The sequence below is a fragment of the Vibrio sp. MM46 genome, assembly GCF_027587135.1.
Taxonomy (GTDB): Bacteria; Pseudomonadota; Gammaproteobacteria; order Enterobacterales; family Vibrionaceae; genus Vibrio; species Vibrio harveyi.
In genome coordinates, this window is record NZ_JAPPTO010000023.1 from 1 (window position 1) to 21,468 (window position 21,468).

13 protein-coding genes are annotated in these 21,468 nt (G+C 46.6%); 3 read left to right on the top strand and 10 right to left on the bottom strand.

Features of this window, described 5'->3' with window-relative positions; all coding sequences use genetic code 11:
* Positions 1–300: 300 nt before the first annotated feature.
* Positions 301–1,080 carry a TSUP family transporter gene (locus OH459_RS21445; protein ID WP_005447819.1) on the top strand — a complete coding sequence of 260 codons (780 nt, stop codon included), beginning with the start codon at positions 301–303 and terminating at the stop codon, positions 1,078–1,080.
* Here the strand turns inward: OH459_RS21445 and OH459_RS21450 are convergent.
* From OH459_RS21450 to gltB (OH459_RS21495), 10 genes are all read right to left on the bottom strand, one after another.
* Positions 1,016–1,876 (bottom strand): LysR family transcriptional regulator, encoded by an 861-nt coding sequence (locus tag OH459_RS21450; protein ID WP_269988655.1) that lies wholly within the window; start codon positions 1,874–1,876, stop codon positions 1,016–1,018. The two genes, OH459_RS21445 and OH459_RS21450, sit on opposite strands and share 65 nt — an antisense overlap.
* Positions 1,877–2,001: 125 nt before the next feature.
* Positions 2,002–2,622 (bottom strand): TRIC cation channel family protein, encoded by a 621-nt coding sequence (locus OH459_RS21455; RefSeq protein ID WP_017190089.1) that lies wholly within the window; start codon positions 2,620–2,622, stop codon positions 2,002–2,004.
* A 77-nt stretch (positions 2,623–2,699) separates the two neighbouring features.
* Positions 2,700–3,524 (bottom strand): vitamin B12 ABC transporter substrate-binding protein BtuF, encoded by an 825-nt coding sequence (gene btuF / locus OH459_RS21460; RefSeq protein WP_269988657.1) that lies wholly within the window; start codon positions 3,522–3,524, stop codon positions 2,700–2,702.
* A complete protein-coding gene (locus tag OH459_RS21465; RefSeq protein WP_009697615.1) occupies positions 3,524–4,477 on the bottom strand; it encodes a cobalamin biosynthesis family protein in 954 nt (317 codons plus the stop codon). The genes btuF and OH459_RS21465 overlap by 1 nt, the downstream gene beginning before the upstream one ends.
* Positions 4,478–4,491: 14 nt before the next feature.
* A complete protein-coding gene (mtnN, locus tag OH459_RS21470) occupies positions 4,492–5,187 on the bottom strand; it encodes a 5'-methylthioadenosine/S-adenosylhomocysteine nucleosidase (RefSeq protein ID WP_005447825.1) in 696 nt (231 codons plus the stop codon).
* A gap of 65 nt (positions 5,188–5,252) precedes the next feature.
* A complete protein-coding gene (locus OH459_RS21475) occupies positions 5,253–5,681 on the bottom strand; it encodes a DUF1499 domain-containing protein (RefSeq protein ID WP_005447833.1) in 429 nt (142 codons plus the stop codon).
* A gap of 91 nt (positions 5,682–5,772) precedes the next feature.
* A complete protein-coding gene (locus OH459_RS21480) occupies positions 5,773–7,185 on the bottom strand; it encodes an FAD-dependent oxidoreductase (RefSeq protein ID WP_269988660.1) in 1,413 nt (470 codons plus the stop codon).
* 20 nt (positions 7,186–7,205) lie between these two features.
* The gene (gene gltB / locus OH459_RS21485) at positions 7,206–11,669 is read right to left on the bottom strand and encodes a glutamate synthase large subunit (protein ID WP_009697617.1); all 4,464 of its coding nucleotides are present in this window, start codon (positions 11,667–11,669) and stop codon (positions 7,206–7,208) included.
* Positions 11,670–12,121: 452 nt separating this feature from the next.
* Positions 12,122–13,591 carry a glutamate synthase subunit beta gene (locus tag OH459_RS21490; protein ID WP_005447836.1) on the bottom strand — a complete coding sequence of 490 codons (1,470 nt, stop codon included), beginning with the start codon at positions 13,589–13,591 and terminating at the stop codon, positions 12,122–12,124.
* Positions 13,591–18,141, bottom strand: a complete 4,551-nt coding sequence (gene gltB / locus OH459_RS21495) for a glutamate synthase large subunit (protein WP_269988663.1) — start codon at positions 18,139–18,141, stop codon at positions 13,591–13,593. Before gltB (OH459_RS21495) ends, OH459_RS21490 begins: the two co-directional genes overlap by 1 nt.
* A 554-nt stretch (positions 18,142–18,695) precedes the next feature.
* Between gltB (OH459_RS21495) and OH459_RS21500 the strand changes: the two genes are divergently transcribed.
* Both OH459_RS21500 and OH459_RS21505 read left to right on the top strand, forming a co-directional pair.
* Positions 18,696–19,640: a TIGR01212 family radical SAM protein gene (locus tag OH459_RS21500; RefSeq protein ID WP_017190093.1), complete on the top strand. Its 945-nt coding sequence runs from the start codon at positions 18,696–18,698 to the stop codon at positions 19,638–19,640.
* A gap of 50 nt (positions 19,641–19,690) precedes the next feature.
* Positions 19,691–21,436, top strand: coding sequence for a sensor domain-containing diguanylate cyclase (locus OH459_RS21505; protein ID WP_009697620.1), 1,746 nt, complete (start codon positions 19,691–19,693; stop codon positions 21,434–21,436).
* The last annotated feature ends 32 nt before the right edge of the window (positions 21,437–21,468 follow it).

The following is a 21,468-nucleotide window of genomic DNA, read 5'->3' on the forward strand; positions in this document are numbered from 1 at the left end:
CATATAAGAATATATTTTTCTAGATAATTTGTCTTGAGAAGTTACTATGATACATAGCGTTTTATTTTTATGGATTAATAATTATTTTGCATCAATTAATTGATGGGGATAAGGCATATTTGTTATTTAATGGGCGGAGTTAAAAGTCTTTGTGTAATAATCTATTTTGTTATTTATTGTTTTTTAAGTTAAATGATGAAAATCTGGAATAGGTTGGTGTCTTGAGTTTCCTTTTGTTCGTCTGTCAGACAGTGCTATCGTTGCTCCATCTTGGTTACAAATATTTACAAGGACGCACAAGTGGAAGTTACGTTCGAAATCTTAATTGCATTGTTTTTTGTCGCATCTGCTGCGGGATTTATTGATGCGATGGCTGGTGGCGGTGGTCTCTTGACGCTCCCTGCTTTGTTGGCCGCAGGGTTAAGTCCTACTCAGGCATTGGCGACCAACAAACTCCAAAGCTCGTTTGGAAGCTTTTCTGCCAGTTGGTACTTTGTGCGTAATGGTATTGTTAGCCTGAAAGAGATGCGCTTAGCGATTCTATGTACCTTTATTGGTTCTGCCATTGGTGCAGAGGCTGTGCAGTTTATCGATGCTGGTGTGCTCACTAGTCTTATCCCAGTCTTGCTGATCGCGATTTCTCTCTACTTTTTGCTTTCTTCAACCTCGAAAGCGGCTGAAGGTGACCCCAAGCTTTCTGAAGCGATGTTTGCTTTGTGTGTTGGTGGGGGCGTAGGCTTCTACGATGGCTTCTTTGGACCGGGCACTGGCTCTATCTTTGCTCTTTGTTTTGTCGCACTAGGTCACTTTTCACTGGTTGATGCGACTGCCCGCACTAAGATTCTTAACTTCACCTCAAACATTGCGGCGCTACTGTTCTTTATTCTTGCTGGTTTACCTGTGTGGGAAATCGGCCTTACCATGGCCGTAGGTGGCTTTATTGGTGCTCAGCTTGGTGCCAAAGTAGTGGTGACCAAAGGCCAAAAGTGGATTCGACCTTTGGTGATTACTATGTCTATGCTGATGGCCGCGAAACTTCTCTGGCAACAACATCACCAATGGTTTCTATCACTGTTTTAACTCTTGGCGACTGGTACACGTTCTGCCTAACGCAGATATGAATTGGTCGAATCAAAGAGGTCAGTGGCTCAAACATAAAGCAGTTATCGCCAGGAATCTTCAACGCTCTGACGATTGATAACGGGATTAATGCAGGAGCTGCTCCTCCCAGTGCGAGTTGGGCTGCCGCTGTGTAGGCATCCATTTCCATCAATGGCTTAATACCGATTTTCTCTAATGCTGGCAGTTGGTAGCTATTGGATGGATTGGTTAAATCATTTGTGATTACTTTTTTCGGGAGCGTATACAGTGGTTGATCACTAACGAGGAAAAAAGGCTCATCACATAAGTGGAAAGCCATCAAACCATGATGCGGTGGCAATAGCCCTGCACAAAGCCCAACGGTTGCTTTACCGGATTGAACTCGCTCAACGATTCTAGGGCTGTGGTTAGTGGTTATGGTTAAGTACTGGTCTTGTTTGAGGTAATCACCAATAGTTTTCCCGAGATAACCTGCAATGAGAGACTTTGAGCTATCGAGAGTGATTACAGACGTATCTTCTAGTTCTTGCTGCTCATAGATAAGACCACGTAACTCATTAAAAGAGGGACCAATATTTTCGATCAAAGCCATGCCATCAGGTGTGAGTTTTATGGTTCTACCCGATGGTTCGACAAGTTTCTTTCCCAGTTTTTTCTCTAGATTCGCGATACGTTTACTCACCGCAGATTGGCTGATATACAGCAAACTCCCTGTGCGGCTCATGGTTTTCGCTTTGCTTAAAACTAATAGTGTTTCGATGCCTTCCAGTAACATGTCTATCCATGAATGTTGGGAATAATAGCCTTAATATAACTAAGCTCAGAATCAGAAGCGACTGACGTTTACCAAAAAAAAGAGCCGTCGGTTATGACGGCTCTTTTCAATCAATAAGTTGAACATTATCGATTTATGGCGAAGGTTGGCAGTGATAAGTGCCAGCGAATCGCCCCAAGGCGAATAATCAATGTTGAAACGACGCCTGCAAGTAGGGCGAAAGAGTGGTCATGACCCATGCTCAATGCAGTCGTGTGAAAAATACCACCGATGATACATGCTGTCGCATAGACTTCGCTTCTCAAAACCATCGGCACTTCACGTGCTAGCACATCGCGAATGATGCCGCCGCCACAGCCAGTAATGACGCCCATGATAACTGCCACCATGCCGGATGCATTGTAAGCTAGGGCTTTTTCAACACCGATACCAACAAATACTGCCAAACCAATTGCGTCACATACAGGAAGGACCCACCAAGGTAGACGTTTAGGGCGACGAACTAAAATCATGGTTAATAAACAGGTAATGAAAATTACCCATAGATAGGTCGTGTCAGTAATCCAGAATACTGGGGTAGCGCCAAGCGCCATATCACGAATAGTGCCACCGCCAATAGCAGTCACACTACCGAGCACGATCACACCGAAAGGATCCATCTTTAATCGGCCTGCGAGCAAAACTCCAGAAACCGCAAAGACAGCAGTACCGAATAAATCGATCATATAAAGCAGCATGGAGTCCATGTTACTTGGTACCTTATAAACAAATTGTGGGGGAACAGAAATGGGACGGAAATTGTACGGGATTTCCAACGAAAACGTTAGCGTTTTTGCCGAATGCTTTCAAAGTGTTCACACACCTCTGTGATCGCGTTTAAGGTTCTTGGGGTCGGGCGGTTGATCCAATCAGAATTAAGTGACCAAACATGACCATTTTTTAATGCAGGGATGTCGCTCTTCCATTCTGCCCACATTCCATCATTACTCATGGCATGCCGAGAGGTAAACAGTACTTCAGGCTGGCGAGTAATCACTTGCTCGATGCTGACTTGTGGGTAAGGGGCACTGCCTTTGGCAAAGATATTTTTACCACCACAGAAGGTGAATACTTCACTTGGCCAGTTCTTGCCCGCAACGGTGATGATCGGTTTTTCACTCAACTGATAGAAGTAGCTAACTTTATCTTCGGTATTGTACTTTTCTTTTAACGCTTCTAACTGTGCACGAAAATCTTCAGCGGCTTTTCGTCCTACTTCCGGCTTCTCACTGTATCGGCTGAGTTGTTCAATATTCTTGGCAATATCCTCTAACGTTCCTGTTGTTGAGTAGTAAATCGGAATGCCAAACTGCTTGAGTTTATCAAGTTCTTTGGCTGGATTACCTGCAGGCCAAGCGATAACTAAATCGGGTTGAAGGGCGATGATGCGTTCGAGTTTAATGCCTTGATAGTTTGATACTTTTTCTAGGTCTTTGGCTTGCTCGGGGTAGTCACTCATCTCACTGACCGCAATCAGCTTGTCTCCAAGACCAGCTGCATAGGCGATTTCTGTTGCATGTGGCGCTAGGCTGATGACTCGTTGAACAGGTTCATTGGCAAAAGAAACAGCAGAGAAGATAAGAGGAAGGGCAAAGCAAAGATTTTTCATTATAGTCCTTGATAAATGAATCCGAGAATTAGGCTTTGGATAACTATCCAAGCAAAGATACGCCAAACTATCAGTGTTTGGATTTGCGCTAGATGAATGGCTGATGGTGCAATACGCCCCCCAAGTTTTGCACGTTCGGCTCGCAGTCCTTGATACAAAGCTGGACCACCAAGTGACAATTGAAGCTTGTTACCAATCGAGCACAACAACCATGCCGGTCCAGGAAGCGGCCAAGATTTCGCTTGTTGAAGCATAGCAGTTGAAACGCTTGATACGTTTTTACCCGCACCAATAAACATCGCGAATAAGCGTAATGGAATGATTTCTAGGACCGCCGTTAATTGAATAACTGGTTTGCCAAATGGTGAATATTGACGTCGACTAGGAGACCATGCTCGAGCTAACTCAGCAGTAAGACGATACATCAACGCGCCAATTCCACCAGTTACTCCATACCAAAACAGCACACACACTACGTTACGTCCGTAACCCATGATGATGGTTTCTGCTCCAGCTTTACCAATGCCTAGTAGCGATAAGCTCTCTGTATCGCGGTTCAGGTAAGGCTTGAGTAGTGCTCGGCATTGTACTTTATTCTCATTCGACATTGCGGTGACGAGTTGTTTAGCAAGTGATTCATTGTTTCGCCAGTCAAGAGCAATCAGCAGTAATGCCAGCTCAAATAGCGGTGCTTGCCAAACTAAAGGCTTCATCGCGAGCAGTAATATCAAGCAAGGCACAAGCATAAGAAGAAGAGCGAGTCCGCCAGAGATGATACTTTGCGAGTAGTTGTGGTTGTTATTGACCTTGTTAGCCAGTTGCTCGGCGAATTTATGCCAAAGCGTCACTGGATGCGCAGCGTGCGGTATGGGGAGCAGGAGATGGAATAATAATGCGCCCCACATGACGAGGAGCGCACCATTGGCATAAAACTGCTGAAAGGTTTCTTCCATGAAATTCGATAGACTTACTTAGTCAGTTCCAACATTTTGAATACCATTTCTGAAGAGCTTTTCGCCGCTAGCGGTAAGAACTCTTCGAAGCTCATTGGTGATTCTTTGTCTGCTACGTCAGAGATAGCGCGCACAACAACAAACGGCGTGTTGAATTGGTGACAAGTTTGAGCGATAGCAGATGCTTCCATTTCTACAGCGATAACTGAAGGGAAGTGTTTACGGATAAACTCTTGGCGTTCTGCCGTGCAAACAAACGCATCACCAGTACAGATCAGGCCGCGAACTGCGTGAGTGTTTTCCATTTGAGCCAGTGCTTTTTCAGCAAGGTCCATTAGCTTCTCATCTGCTTTGAATGCCGCTGGTTGACCTGCCATTTGACCCATTTCGTAGCCAAACGCGGTTACGTCTGCATCGTGGTGACGAACTTCTGTTGAGATAACAACGTCGCCTAGGTTTAGGCTTGAGTCGAAACCGCCCGCAGAGCCAGTGTTGATAACCACATCTGGTTGGTATTCGTCTAGCAGAATGGTTGTACCAACTGCTGCTGCTACTTTACCGATGCCAGATTGAAGCAGTACCACATCAACGTCGTTAATCTGACCAGAGAAAAACGTGCAACCTGCTTTGTTCACTGTTTGGCAGTTTGTCATTGCTTCTTTCAGGATGGTGACTTCTTGTTCCATCGCACCGATGATACCAACTTTCATAACACTCTCTTTCGATAAAAATTTAAGTTGGCGAGAGTATACCACTCTGCACCAATATGTGGTCGTTATTTGATTAACTCAGCATTCATCAGTAGTGAACGTAATTGTTCAGCACGCTTACGGTTCACGCCAAAGTCTGAATAGCCAACACGAGATTCTGAGCGAACAATCAGCTGATCGCCTTCTACCTTAAGTTCTAAATCGTCCACAAAGCGCATGATTTTAGATGTGCACTCTACGCGTATGTAGTTGCCTTCTTTCACCGCTGTTTTCGCACCTGGCAGTTCAAGTGCAATTTGCTCAATAGCATCGATGTTCGCTGAATCAGTCAGGGTGAATGGCGTTAGGTTGTATTCTGCACGCGTATCTTGAGTGGAGACGCAGTTTGGTTTGTCACCACAAGGTGATTGAGAACGATCCGTCATGGTTGTGACTCCTTGGCTACAAGCGGTTAAGCCGAGCAAAGTGATGGAAAGGAGAGCGGCTTTTTTCATTGTATTTACTCTTATAATTTTGCTTCTAATTATATGGATACAAAAGAAAAAGGATCCAATAATAGGATCCTTTTTGTGATGTTAGCTGTGATTAAACTTCGAGGTAATCGAGAATGCCTTCTGCTGCTTTTCGTCCTTCATCAATTGCAGTGACGACTAGATCAGAGCCTCGCACCGCATCGCCACCCGCGAAGATCTTTTCATTGCTGGTCTGGAATTGGAACTCTTGTTTCGCAGGGGCTTTGATACGACCCCATTGATCTAAATCGACATCAAACGGAGCTAACCAGTCCATTTTGTGTGGCTGGAAACCAAACGCCATGATCACGACGTCTGCCGGTAGAACGTGTTCGCTGCCTTCTACGGGCTCTGGACGGCGACGACCCGCTTCATCAGGCTCACCAAGAGCGGTTTTCACCACTTTGACCCCCGAGACCTTACCTGACGCATCGACTTCAATTCCTAAAGGCTGAAGGTTGAACATAAACTTCACGCCTTCTTCTTTGGCGTTTTTCACCTCGCGGCGAGAGCCGGGCATATTGGCTTCATCACGACGGTAAGCACATACCACGTTTGACGCGCCTTGGCGAATAGAGGTACGAACACAGTCCATCGCGGTATCACCACCGCCGAGTACAACTACGCGCTGCTTTGCCATGTCGATAAAAGGTTGGTCGTGCTCCAAGCCCATGACCTTGTAAGTATTTGAAATCAAGAATGGCAGAGCGTCGTAAACACCCGGCGCACCTTCATTTTCTAGTCCCGCACGCATGTACTTGTAAGTACCAATCCCCAAAAAGACGGCATCGTACTCATCAAGCAGCTCTTGCATCTGCACATCTTTACCTACTTCGACATTCATCTGAAACTCTACGCCCATTTCGGTGAAGACGCGGCGGCGGTTTTCCATCACGCCTTTTTCAAGCTTGAACGAAGGGATACCGAAGGTCAGTAGACCGCCAATTTCAGGGTAGCGGTCAAACACCACAGGTTTCACGCCATTGCGCACTAGGATATCGGCAGCAGCCAAGCCTGCTGGACCTGCACCAATGATGGCTACCTTTTTATCGGTCCACTCCACCTTAGACATGTCAGGCTTCCAGCCCATTTCGAAGGCTTTGTCGGTAATGTATTTTTCAACGTTACCTATAGTGACGGCGCCAAAGTCTTCATTGAGAGTACAAGAGCCCTCACATAGACGATCTTGCGGACACACTCGACCACAAACTTCAGGCAAGCTGTTAGTTTGGTGCGATAGCTCTACGGCTTCGAGGATACGACCTTCATTGGCAAGCTTTAGCCATTGTGGGATGTAGTTGTGTACTGGGCACTTCCATTCACAATATGGGTTACCACAATCCAAGCAGCGATCCGCCTGCGCAGTCGCTTGTTGCTTGGTAAATGGTTCATAGATTTCAACGAATTCGATCTTACGAACTTTGATAGGCTTCTTCGCAGGATCTACGCGTTGAACATCGATAAATTGATAAACGTTCTGACTCATGATTCAAACATCCTCCATGATTACTGGGCTTGAACGCGCAGTTCTGCGGCACTGCGACTCTGGTGACCAAGTAGCGTGCGCAAGTCCGCCGCTTGTGGTTTCACCAAGTAGAACTTTGGAATCCATTCATCAAAGTTCGCCAAGATATCTTCTGCGTGGCTAGAGCCGGTTTCTTCGAGATGTTCGGCAATCAGACCACGCAAGTGCTCTTGGTGGATGTAGAGATCTGACAGAGATATCGCTTCAACCGATTCGTTGTTCACGCGACCTTGGAAGTCTTGGTTCTCATCCAATACGTATGCAAACCCGCCGGTCATGCCTGCGCCGAAGTTCACGCCAGTCGCACCTAGAATGGCAACAATACCACCGGTCATGTACTCACAAGCGTTATCACCAGCGCCTTCAATGACGGCAATCGTACCTGAGTTACGTACGCCGAAACGCTCACCTGCTTTACCTGCCGCAAACAGTTTACCGCCGGTCGCGCCGTACAAACAGGTGTTACCAATGATGGTCGCTTCATTACACTTAAATGCAGTGCCAAGGTGAGGTTTGATAACCACCTTACCGCCAGCCATGCCTTTACCTACGTAGTCGTTTGCATCACCAGTGAGGTAAAGCTCTACGCCACCTGCGTTCCAAACGCCAAATGACTGACCAGCTGTGCCGTCCAAATGCAGCTTGATTGGCGTTGCCGCCATGCCTTGGTTGCCGTAACGCTGAGCGATTTCACCTGATAGGCGAGCACCCACAGAACGGTCGGTGTTGATCACGTTGTAGAAGAAGCTAGCAGATTGACGTTTCTCAACCGCTTGCAGCGCGTCTTCAATGATCTTGTTGTTTAGCTCGGCTTTATCAAATGGTGTATTTGGCTGTGTCCAATAAAGAGGGTGTCCTTCTGGAGAGACTGGTGCCTCAAGGATATTCGACAAATCCAGCTTGGTTTGTTTTGCTGTCAGACCTTCAATGGTTTCCAATAAATCCGTACGACCGATCAAGTCAGTCAGTTTTTCAACACCAAGTTCAGAGAGTAATCCGCGTACTTCGTCCGCCAGACCAATGAAGTAGTTCATCACCATTTCCGGAAGACCTTTGAAGTACTCTTTACGCAGCGTCTCGTCTTGAGTTGCAACGCCAGTAGCACAGTTGTTGAGGTGACAAATACGTAGGAACTTACAACCCATTGCCACCATTGGCGCAGTACCAAAACCGAAGCTTTCGGCACCGAGAATTGCCGCTTTCACCACGTCCAGACCGGTTTTTAGACCACCATCTACCTGTAGACGAATCTTATGACGTAGACCATTAGCAACCAGTGCTTGTTGTGTCTCTGCCAGTCCTAATTCCCAAGGGCTACCTGCGTATTTCACTGAGGTTAGTGGGCTTGCTGCAGTACCACCGTCGTAGCCCGAGATGGTAATGAGATCAGCGTAAGCTTTCGCGACACCTGTTGCGATGGTGCCGACACCTGGCTCAGAAACTAACTTCACCGAAACCAATGCGTTTGGATTGACTTGTTTTAGGTCGAAGATCAGCTGGGCTAAGTCTTCAATCGAATAAATATCGTGGTGTGGAGGAGGGGAGATCAGAGTCACCCCCTGTACCGAATAACGCAGTTTTGCGATTTCTGCGGTGACTTTGTGTCCCGGTAACTGACCACCTTCACCCGGCTTCGCACCCTGTGCGACCTTGATCTGCAGTACGTCTGCATTGGTTAGGTAGTGAGGCGTAACACCAAATCGACCTGAAGCAATCTGCTTGATGCGCGAGTTACGCTCTGTACCGAAGCGACGTGGATCTTCACCACCTTCACCTGAGTTAGAGTAGCCACCAAGGCGGTTCATCGCTGTTGCAAGTGCTTCGTGTGCTTCTGGGCTAAGTGCACCAATGGACATTGCCGCCGAGTCAAAGCGTTTGAAGAGTTCTGTGCTTGGCTCGATTTGCTCAAGTGGTAATGGGGAATCTGATTTTTTCAGCGCCATTAAGTCACGCAGCATGGCAACAGGACGTTGGTTCACCTGTTTAGCAAAGCTCTGATAATCGTTGCTTTCGCCTGATTTCACCGCAGTTTGCAGTGTGCCAACCACGTCTGGATTGTAGGCGTGATATTCACCACCGTGGACATATTTCAATAAACCACCATGCTCGATGGCTTTACGTTTCGCCCAAGCTTTGCGAGAAAGGTTGTACAAGTCTTGTTGGAAGTCGTCGAAATTTGCGCCTTCAATACGAGTTGTTACACCTTTAAAGCACAAATCGACCACTTCTTGGCTCAATCCAACTGCTTCAAACAGTTGTGAGCAACGGTAAGAGGCGATGGTAGAAATCCCCATTTTCGACATGATCTTGTACAGGCCTTTGTTGATGCCGTATTGGTAGTTTTGCATCACATCGCGATAGTCTTTTTCTAGCGCTTTATCATCAATGAGTTTACCTAGCGCTTCATAAGCTAGGTATGGGTAAACCGCAGTGGCGCCAAAGCCAAGCAAGACAGCAAATTGGTGTGGGTCACGTGCCGTGGCTGTTTCAACAACAATGTTGGCATCACAACGTAAGTTCGCATCGATCAGGCGAGTTTGAACGGCACCGACCGCCATTGCTGCAGGAATTGGCAGTTTGCCTTTGACTAAAGCACGATCCGAAAGCACCACTAGCACGGTGCCTTCACGCACCACGTGTTCTGCTTGCTCACACAGATCATTAATGGCTTGTTTAAGATCTTTCTGTTGTGGATCGTAGTTGATATCGAGAATGGTATTACGATAGTAATTGTCTCCAAGCTCGAGTAATTGCTGCATGTCTGAGTAAAGTAACACTGGTGAATCGAAGGTTACTCGGTGCGCGTGTCCATCAGTTTCACAGAAGACATTCATCTCTTGACCGATGCTGGTTGCTAGTGACATCACGTGTTTTTCACGCAGTGGATCGATCGGCGGGTTGGTTACCTGCGCGAACTTCTGACGGAAATAGTCAGTCACCAAGCGCTCTTTAGAGGATAAGACGGCCATCGGGGTGTCATCACCCATAGAGCCGACCGCTTCTTGTCCCATATCACCGAGAACGCGCAACACTTGATCGACTTCTTCGTTGCTCATGGCGAATTGCTTTTGGTAAGTCTTAAGCAAGTCTTCATCAAAGCTGCGCTCGCCAACTTGCTCTTCTGGTAATTGAGCAAAAGGCGTGAGTTTGCGAACGTTGTTTTCCATCCATTCGCGATAAGGGTGGCGAGATTTCAGATCGTTATCGATCTCACTTGATTGCCATAGTTTGCCTTTGCGAGTATCGACAACCAGCAGTTCGCCAGGACCAACACGCCCTTTTTCGGCAACCTCATCCGGAGCGTAATCCCAAATACCGATCTCTGATGCTAGAGTGATCAGCCTGTCTTTAGTTATCACATAACGTGCAGGACGCAGACCATTACGATCTAAGTTACATGCGGCGTATCGACCATCGGACAGAACAATACCTGCCGGGCCATCCCATGGTTCCATGTGTTTGGAGTTGAAGTCGTAAAATGCTCGCAGATCTGGGTCCATATCTGGGTGGTTTTGCCATGCTGGTGGCACAAGCATGCGCATGGCACGGAAGATATCCATACCGCCTGCTAAAAAGAGATCCAACATATTATCCAAGCTGGAAGAGTCAGAGCCTGTCTCGTTCACAAATGGTGCTGCAGTTTGAAGATCTGGCAACAGTGGCGATGAAAACTTATAAGCACGAGCACGAGCCCATTGGCGGTTACCTTCAATGGTATTGATCTCACCATTATGAGCGAGGTAACGGAACGGTTGAGCCAGAGGCCAACGAGGTTGAGTATTGGTTGAAAAACGCTGGTGGAACAGGCAGATAGCAGATTCCATGCGTAGATCAGCAAGATCAAGATAGAAGCGCGGTAAGTCCGCAGGCATGCACAAGCCTTTGTACACCAGAACTTGTGTCGACAAGCTACAGATGTAGAAGTCAGGATCTTCTGTAATTTGTTTCTCGATGCGACGGCGTGCGATATAGAGGCGACGTTCAATGTCACGCTCGCGCCAACCTGCTGGTGCAGAGATAAAGACTTGTTGAATGTCTGGAAGTGAATCAGCAGCGATCGGACCGAGTACTTCTGAATTAGTTGGAACTTCACGCCAGCCCGCTACGGTTAAGGTCTCTTGAGCCAGTTCTTTGTTTACGATGTCTTTGGTGAGTTGAGCTTTCACCGGATCTTGGTTAAAGAAAATCATCCCCACGGCGTATTGCTTGCCAAGGTTGAAGCCATTTTCTTCGGCGATAAGGCGTAAATAGGAATCGGGCTTTTGTAGAAGAAGACCACAACCATCACCGGTTTTTCCATCGGCGGCGATGCCACCACGGTGGGTCATGCGATCAAGTGCAGAAATTGCTGTACGTACCAGCTTGTGACTTTGCTCGCCTTCCATGTGCGCGATTAAGCCAAATCCACAGTTGTCTTTCTCAAGACTTGGATCATAAAGAGCCATTGCAATTCTCCCTTTGCTTATCTGTCATCCCGACAGATATATCAACACTGCTCAAGTTGATAATGATGACTAACTATGCGTCACTTTCTAAGTTTTATGTATATCTATTCAATAAAATTCGTCAAATATCTTAACAAAAATTGTGTGTTTTATTTTCACCAACTTCACAAGCTATAGCTTATTGTAAAAAAGGTCAAGTTATTAGTGAATAATCACGTGAATATGCGATTTACCATTTAATTGGCTAAAATAATCTAATAAATTCAGTTAGATAGAAAAATGATTGTTACAAAAAAGTAACATTTGATTCTAGCAGGAATAAAAAAGACCAGCACAAAATGCTGGTCAAAATAAAAAGGTTGGAAGGAACTGTTTTCTTTCTTTGCTACCAGCCATCGATACTACTGATGGCTGGGTTTAATGCTCAGAAAGAGGAAGTGAGAACACTCCCTTTACGCAGAAAGCATCAGTGAATCTGCTTTTGCTTCTAGGTTTGTGCCACCCATTAAATAGTCATCGATAGCACGGGCACATTCACGACCTTCGTTGATACAACGAACAACCAGAGATTGTCCTGTTCGCATATCACCAGCTGCAAATACGCCTTCTTGGTTTGTAGCAAAACCTTGGGTTGCTACATTACCGCGATCATCGAGTGCAATATCCAATTGAGCAAGTACACCTGTTGGTTCTGGGTGCAGGAAGCCCATCGCTAGGAATGCCATATCACATGGGATCACTCGCTCACTGCCTTCTACTTCTTTGAAGCTCGGACGTTCGCCTGGTTTCGCATCTTGCCAAACGATGTCAGCTAAACGAAGACCTGTAACTTCACCCTTGTCATTGCCAATGAACTCTTTGGTCAGGATGTTCCAGTGACGATCAACACCTTCTTCATGAGAGGTCGAAGTGCGTAGAATCATTGGGTACTGTGGCCATGGCATGTTAGCAGGGCGCTTCTCTGGTGGAATCGGCATGATTTCAACCTGAGTGATGCTTGCTGCGCCATGACGGTTAGATGTACCCACACAGTCAGAGCCGGTATCACCACCACCGATCACCACAACATGCTTACCCGCAGCGTGAAGTTCTTCACCCTTAAGATCCATATCATTGGCACGACGGTTGTTTTGACCTAGGAACTCCATTGCAAAATGGACGCCTTTTAGTTCACGACCCGGAACGGGCAAATCACGTGGAACAGTTGAGCCACCAGTCAGCAGAACCACATCGAATTCTTGACGTAGTTGCTGGGCATTCACATTGACACCAACGTGTTGATTTACTTTGAATTCGATACCCGCTTCTGCCATCAAGTTGATTTTGCGGTCAATCACATCCATACCCAGTTTGAAGTCTGGGATACCAAAACGCAGTAGACCACCCACTTTCTCGTCTCGCTCGAATACAGTCACAGTATGACCAGCGCTATTTAGCTGCTCGGCAGCCGCAAGACCAGCAGGACCAGAACCGATGATCGCAACAGTTTTGCCTGTGCGAGAGCGTGGTGTTTTTGGTTTGGCGTACCCTTCTCGATACGCCGTTTCTACGATGGTTTTCTCGATATTACAGATAGTGATCGGGTCTTGGTTGATGCCAAGTACACAAGCACTTTCACATGGTGCTGGGCAAACACGACCAGTAAACTCAGGGAAGTTATTAGTCGAGCTTAGAATGTTCCATGCTTCTTCCCAGCTATCACGATAAACTGCGTCATTAAACTCTGGGATGATGTTACCGATAGGGCAGCCGTTATGACAAAACGGCACACCACAATCCATACAACGAGAAGCCTGAGTATTGATTTTGTCACCAAACTCCTCGTTTAGAACAAACTCTTTATTGTTCTTAATACGTTCAGCTGGGTCGATCTTCTGTGGTAGTTCACGACCATGCTCTAAAAATCCAGTAGGCTTACCCATTATACTGCCTCCGCTTGAGTTTCGTTTCCTTGAGACTGTGCTTCAGCTTTACGTTTTTGAAGAACCGCTTTGTAATCACGCGGCATCACTTTAACCATAGAGGCTAGGCTAGCTTCAAAATTGTCTAGGAAAGACTGAGCGACTTCACTTCCTGTGAATTGAACATGCTTAGTTAGCATGTCGAGTAATAGATCTCTGTCTTCTTGCTCGATTGGATCTAGGTCTACTAGCTCTGGGTTCAGTTTTGACTCAAAGTCACCTGATTTATCCCATACGTAAGCCACACCGCCGCTCATACCTGCAGCAAAGTTACGACCTGTTGAGCCAAGGATAATTGCAGCACCACCAGTCATGTATTCACAACCGTGATCACCGACGCCTTCTACTACTACTTTTGCGCCTGAGTTACGAACACAGAAACGTTCGCCAGCCATACCGCGAATGAAAGACTCACCCGAAGTTGCACCGTAGAAACACACGTTACCAACCACGATGTTGTCTTCCGCGACAATGCTTGATTTTGCGTCTGGGTAAAGTACCAACGTACCGCCAGATAAGCCTTTACCCCAGTAGTCGTTCGCATCGCCTTCTACTTCGAACTTCACGCCTTTAGCTAGGAATGCACCGAATGATTGACCCGCGGAACCTTTGAACTTCACGTTCATTGGCTGAGGTAGACCGGCATCTTTATACACTTTCGAGATTTCGTTCGACAACATGGTACCTGCAGAGCGGTCCGTGTTGACGATAGGGAACTCGGCATTTACCGCTTCGCCTTTCTCGAGTGCAGGAATCGCTGCTTGAATCAGCTTACGGTCTAGCACTTCTTCTAGGTTGTGGTTCTGCTGAGCTTGGTTGAATACGCCATCGGCTTCGCGTGGCTGTTCAACGTGGAGAACAGGAGACAGATCTAGGTTCTTGTATTTCCAGTGAGAAACGTCTTGGCGAATCTTCAGCTTCTGACCTTGACCGACCATCTCATCGATAGTGCGAAAGCCAAGTTCAGCCATGATTTCACGCAGACCTTGTGCCATGTACTGGAAGAAGGTTACGACGTCTTCTACGCGACCATCAAAGCGCTCGCGAAGTGTCTTGTTTTGAGTCGCGATACCAACAGGACAGGTGTTCTTATGACACTTACGCATCATGATACAACCTTCAACCACCAATGCTGCGGTTGCCACGCCCCATTCTTCTGCACCAAGTAGTGTTGCGACTGCAAGGTCACGAGGTGTCTTCATCTGACCATCCGCTTGAACCACGATACGGTTACGTAGACCGTTCTTCAGTAGCGTTTGGTGCGTTTCTGCCAAGCCAAGTTCCCAAGGAAGACCTGTATGACGGATTGAAGACATTGGGGATGCACCTGTACCTCCGTCGAAACCTGCGATAAGTACAACGTCTGCTTTCGCTTTCGCTACACCAGAAGCGATCGTACCTACGCCAGCTTCTGATACTAGTTTCACGTTTACACGACCCGCGCGGTTCGCGTTCTTCAAGTCGTAGATAAGCTGAGCCAAATCCTCGATGGAGTAGATATCGTGGTGTGGCGGTGGTGAGATAAGACCGACGCCCGGAGTTGAGTGACGTGTTGCACCGATCCAGTCGTCTACTTTATCACCTGGTAGCTGACCACCTTCACCTGGCTTCGCACCTTGAGCCATTTTGATTTGCAGCTCTTCAGCGTTAGTTAGGTAGTAAGAGGTTACGCCGAAACGACCTGAAGCCACCTGCTTGATCGCAGAGCGTTCCCAATCGCCGTTCTCTTTGCGCTCGAAACGCGTTGGGTCTTCACCACCTTCACCAGAGTTCGATTTCGCGCCAAGGCGGTTCATTGCAACAGCCAGTGTGGAGTGTGCTTCGTAAGAAATGGAACCGAATGACATAGCACCGGTCGCGAAGCGTTTCACGATGCTTTCAATTGGTTCGACGTCGTCGATAGAGATAGAACCTGCTGGGTTCTTAATGAACTCAAGTTGGCTGCGTAGGGTTACCGCGTTGTCGCCTTGCTTATCTACGGCTGTCGCGTATTGCTTGAACTGATCGTAGTTTTTGTTGCGCGTAGACTCTTGCAGTAGAGAAATAGTTTCTGGGTTGAAGAGGTGCTTCTCGCCACGCTGTTTCCATTGGTAAACACCGCCTACATCCAGCATTTGAATTGGGATTTCGCGTTGTGGGTAACCGATGCGGTGACGGATAAGTACTTCTTTGGCGATATCATCAAGGGTTAGACCTTGGATACGAGAAACCGTACCTGTGAAGTACTTGTCGACCACTGATTTGTGGATACCCAAGGCTTCGAAGATTTGCGCACCGTGGTATGACTGTAGCGTAGAGATACCCATCTTCGAGAAGATCTTCAGAAGACCGCCATTGATCGCTTTACGGTAGTTGTTGAACAGATCGCGAGGGTTCGCTTCTGGATCCAACTTCTTTGTACGTTGAAGTTCAATGATGGTTTCAATCACTAGGTAAGGGTTAACCGCATTCGCACCGTAACCAAGTAGCGTTGCAAAGTGGTGCGTTTCACGCGCATCACCGGTTTCAACCACGATGTCACACTTCGCACGTAGACCTTTGCGGATCAAGTGGTGGTGCACTGCGCCCACTGCCAGCATTGCTGGGATCGCCGCGTGGTTTGAATTTACTGCACGGTCAGTTAATAGGATGATTGAGTAACCATCGATAACCGCGTCTTCTGCGTATTGGCAGATACGTTTTAGTGCGCGCTCAAGTTTGCCTTGATCTTCATTGGCTTGGAACACGATATCCAGTGTCTTCGCTTGTAGGTGCTCGTTATCGATCGCACGCAATTTCTCAAGCTCAGAGTTCGCCAGAACAGGCGATTCCAATTCTACTTTCTGACAGTGAAGTGGTGTTTCAGTCAGAAGGTTTTGGTCTTTACCCAAGTAAGTGTTCAGTGACATAACCATACGCTCACGGATCGGGTCAATCGGTGGGTTGGTTACCTGTGCGAACAGTTGCTTGAAGTAGTTTGAAAGATGTTGAGACTGATGAGATAGAACCGCAAGAGGCCAGTCTGCACCCATGGCTGATAATGGCTCTTTCGCATCATTCGCCATTGGAACGATGATTTCGTTCACTTCTTCAGTGCTCACACCGAAAGCTTGTTGACGGTGCAACAAACGCTCAGGAGAAGGTTGGCTGAACTGGTTGCTTGCATCTGGCAGCTTCTTCAAGCTCAGTAGGTTTTCTTCTACCCACTTCTCGTAAGGCTGCGCCGTTGCAATGGTGTCTTTCACTTCTTCATCAGAGATGATGCGACCTTGCTCTAGGTCAGCAACGAAGATACGACCTGGCTGTAGACGCCCACGGAACTCTACGTTCTCTGGTTCAATATTCACAACACCAGATTCTGATGCCATCACTAGGAAGTTGTCTTTGGTCACTGTGTAGCGAGAAGGGCGCAAACCGTTACGGTCGAGTGTCGCACCAACTTGAACACCGTCAGTAAAACATACTGAAGCAGGACCATCCCATGGTTCCATGATGTTCGCGTGGTACTGATAGAACGCGCGACGTTTAGGATCCATGTTTTTGTTTTCTTGCCATGCTTCCGGGATCATCATCATCAATGCGTGTGGCAGGCTACGACCAGAAAGAACTAGGAGCTCAAGTGCCATATCGAAGTTAGATGAATCCGAGCTACCTTCCTGACAGATTGGAAGAAGCATGTCGATTTCAGCCTGAGTAAATAGGTCTGATTCTAAGATTGCTTCACGGGCTTTCATCCAGTTCAAGTTACCGCGAACTGTATTAATTTCACCGTTGTGGGCAATGTAACGGAAAGGCTGTGCAAGACGCCATTTCGGGAAGGTATTGGTAGAGAAACGAGAGTGTACCAGTGCCAGTGCAGTCACCATGGTTGGGTTTTGCAGATCAAGGAAATACTGAGGTACTTGCTCGGTTGTTAACTGACCTTTGTACACCAATGTCTTGTAAGACATTGAGTTAATGTAGAAGTCGTCACCAATGTTCGAAACGCTTTCTAGGCAAACTCGCACAGTGTAGTTACGAAGTACGTACAGTTTGCGTTCTAGCTCTTCAGGTGTGATGCCTGGGCCACCAGAGATAAACACATGCTCAAACTGAGGCTCAGTGCTTAGCGGGTCAGCACCGATCATTGAGTTGTCGGTTGGCAAAACGCGGTAGCCGATAACTTCAAGGTCTAGACGCTGTGCGTTGCGTTCTAGAATATCTCGGCATTGTTCGCGTTTGTATTCGTCTTTCGGGAAAAGAACGACACCAACACCATACTTTTCAAATGAAGGCAGTTTAATGCCCAGCTTAACGGCTTCTTCTAATAGGAATTCATGAGGTTTTTGTAGCAAGATACCCGCACCATCACCGCTGCATGGGTCACAACCTTGACCACCACGGTGTTCCATGCGAGCCAGCATATCCAATGCTTGAGTCACTACTTCATGAGATTTACGGTTTTTAAGGTGAGCAACAAAACCGATACCACAAGCGTCATGCTCCAGTTCCGGAGTGTACAGACCCTGTGAATTTTGCTCTCTATCTACCATAGATACATCCTTCCAGTTCAATGTCGACGCAAGAACCCCGGACAGATCTCGACTGTCTTAGGTACGCTCTGTACGTCTTGTCCTTTATATTTATGATTCGCCACTGATCGAGGTTGACCAGTCTTGATTCCTTTCCGTATCTCGCAGGAAAAATTTTGCGAGAAAAACAATCCTTGGTGATATCCCTTTATTTATTGCCACAATTTAGTGACTTATATAGGTGGGAGCGGGATAACGCCGACAATTCCCGCAGTTGATGTTGTAATAAAAGTCACAAAAACGACGGGGTTGTGTAAGTATCCTACAATTTTGTGACTTCGAAATGCAACGAAAAGTCGTCTTTGTGACCCAATTTTTTCGTTTAAATATTCACTTTTTGTTTAACATTTACGCAACATTGCAGGTTTTAAGTTGGTTTTATGCAGTTTTATTGATTTCGCACCGCCACCTGTTTGTTTGAATTGACTAGAATTATTTGTTTTTTCTTGCAGGGATGTAATTTAGTTACATAAATCGTAGTGAGATTTATTACGGTTTACTATTGGTGAGAATCTATGCAGTTACATGAGTTGGTCAACACATTAGGTCAAGACCTTCAGCGCCGTTATGGCGAAAAAGTCCATAAACTGACTTTGCACGGTGGTTTCAGTTGTCCAAACCGCGATGGCACTATTGGTCGAGGTGGATGCACATTTTGTAATGTGGCTTCATTTGCGGATGAAGAAGTACAGATCAAAAGTATCCACGATCAATTGAAAGATCGTGCTGGAGAGATCCACAGGGCGAAGAAGTATCTGGCATATTTTCAGGCGTACACCAGTACCTATGCAGAAGTACAAGTCCTCAAAAACATGTACGAAGAAGCCCTCAAGGCTGCTGATATCGTCGGCCTTTGTGTGGGCACTCGTCCAGATTGTGTTCCTGATGCAGTACTGGATTTACTGTCTGACTATGTGAATCAAGGTTATGAGATTTGGCTAGAGCTAGGTCTTCAAACTGCCAACAATGACACCCTCAAGCGTATCAACCGTGGTCATGATTTTGAGTGCTATGCAGAAATCACCAAACGCGCTCGGGCACTAGGTATTAGAGTTTGTACTCATCTGATCGTCGGTTTGCCTAGAGAAACACGCGATGACAACATCGACACATTGCGTAAAGTTTTGGACGTCGGCACAGATGGTATCAAACTGCATGGTTTACATATCGTAGAAGGCAGTACGATGGCGAAAGCGTGGCGTGCCGGAAAGCTAGAAGCCCCAGAATTGGAAGATTATGTTGCTATCGCCAGTGAAATGATCCGCATGACTCCTAAAGAAGTGATCTTCCATCGCGTTTCCTCAGCTGCTCGCCGTCCTACTCTTTTGTCGCCGTTGTGGTGTGAAAACCGCTGGTTAGCGATGACTGAAATTGGTCGTGCATTGGATCGAGAAGGCTCACAAGGCAGCTTAACTGGTGATGCCTTCATCTATATCAAACCAGAATTAAAGGCAGAATGATCGATTAATAACTGTTATATTTCCTCCGATTTGCTTGAAAGGTCGGAAAAATGGATCAGTTACTCAATTGGCTCTGGGATGGGCAGGGCGACTACGGATTTGTGGTCCTGCTCTCTGTTGTATGTGTAATCACAGTTACGCTGATCTATATACGATTTCAATCTGCTTTAAAACTTATCGTTACGGACTCTCCTTACCCTGTTCTCGTGTTAGATGCGGGCAGTGGTCAATTGTTGCTCTCCAATGATTCTGCCATGCAATTGCTTGGTATCCGCCGTTTAGGTTCTGGCTTTCTTTATCCTGCTTCTTTTAACACTGACGAGATAATCGCATTACTTGATAGCTTTTCCAGCCGACATTTTGGGCAGCAGTTGTTTGATTGGCGGTTGTCTGAAACAGAGAATATTAAGATTGAGTTATCTGGTCGAAAGAGCTTACTTCGTGGGCATCGCGTATGGATTATTTACGCTCAGCCTTACCAGTTTACTCGCCAAGAGCAGCAACAAGAATTAGAGCAGTTAGGTATTGCTCGTTCCGCTCTCGACTCGTTATCTGAATTGATATGTCTGCAAGATAAGCAAGGTAAAGTACTGACAACCAACCGTGCGTTTGACCTGTTTTGGGAAGGGCGCAGAGAAGAAGCTTGCTCCTCCAAGATGAACCCAATAGCTACACGTAAAACTGAGAGGCGTTGGACAACCGATCAGCAAGGTCGAAGTTGTTTGTTGGAAGTAAACCAAAGTTCTTTGGTTTCTCAGTCCGGAGAGATGATTGGTACTTTATCTATCAGCCATGATGTTACTGAATGGCACAAGATGCAGCAGAATTTGCGCGACGAAATGGAACGTCGTAAAGATACCGAAGTCGCCTTGGCACAGCGCGATACCATCTTACAAACCATTTTGGATGCCAGCCCAGACTCTATCGGTATCTTCAATGAAAACATGGTTTACCAGGCTTGTAATAAACCATTTGTGAATGCGTTAGGCATTTCTGATGTAGGGGATTTGATTGGTAAGCGACTACAAGACGTAGTGCCTGATGATATTTACCTTCGTTTGGAAGCTAGTGACATGCAAGCATTGCAGCAAACACAACCTGTACGCTACATCGATAAAGTGAGCAGCACTGATGGGTATCATACTTGGTTTGATGTGGTGAAATCGCCATTTAAAGACCGAGCATCGGGTACTAACGGTGTATTGATTATGGCACGTGATATCTCTGAGCGTTATCTTGCAGAGCAAAAGCTTGAGGAAGCGAATTTGGAGTTAGAAAAATTAAGCTTCTCTGACAGCCTGACAAAAGTCGCTAACCGTCGCCGCTTCGATGAACAACTTCATACTCTTTGGTATCACCATATTCGTGAGAAATTGCCGCTGACGATCATGTTGTGTGATATTGATTTCTTTAAAGACTATAACGACTGCTATGGTCACCAAAAAGGTGATGATGCTTTAGTCCAAGTCGCTGCGGCGTTTCAACAGGTGGTGAGTCGGTCATCGGACTGCGTAGCACGATATGGTGGGGAAGAGTTTGGCTTTATCTTGCCAAACACCACAACGGAAGGTGCACACAAAGTTGCCAAACGCATCCATGAACAAATCCATGAACTTGCTGTGGAACATAGTAACTCAACGACTTCGGATCGGTTGACGGTGAGTATCGGCTTTGTTTCTTACATCCCGCATCATGGTGACGAACCAGAAATGGGCGTTGCAATGGCAGACAGCGCACTCTATCAAGCTAAGGCTGATGGGCGTGACTGCACTCGAGTTCATCCTGGTTCTTATTAACGCTTTGTGACCGCTTGCTCTAAGTTGAGAGC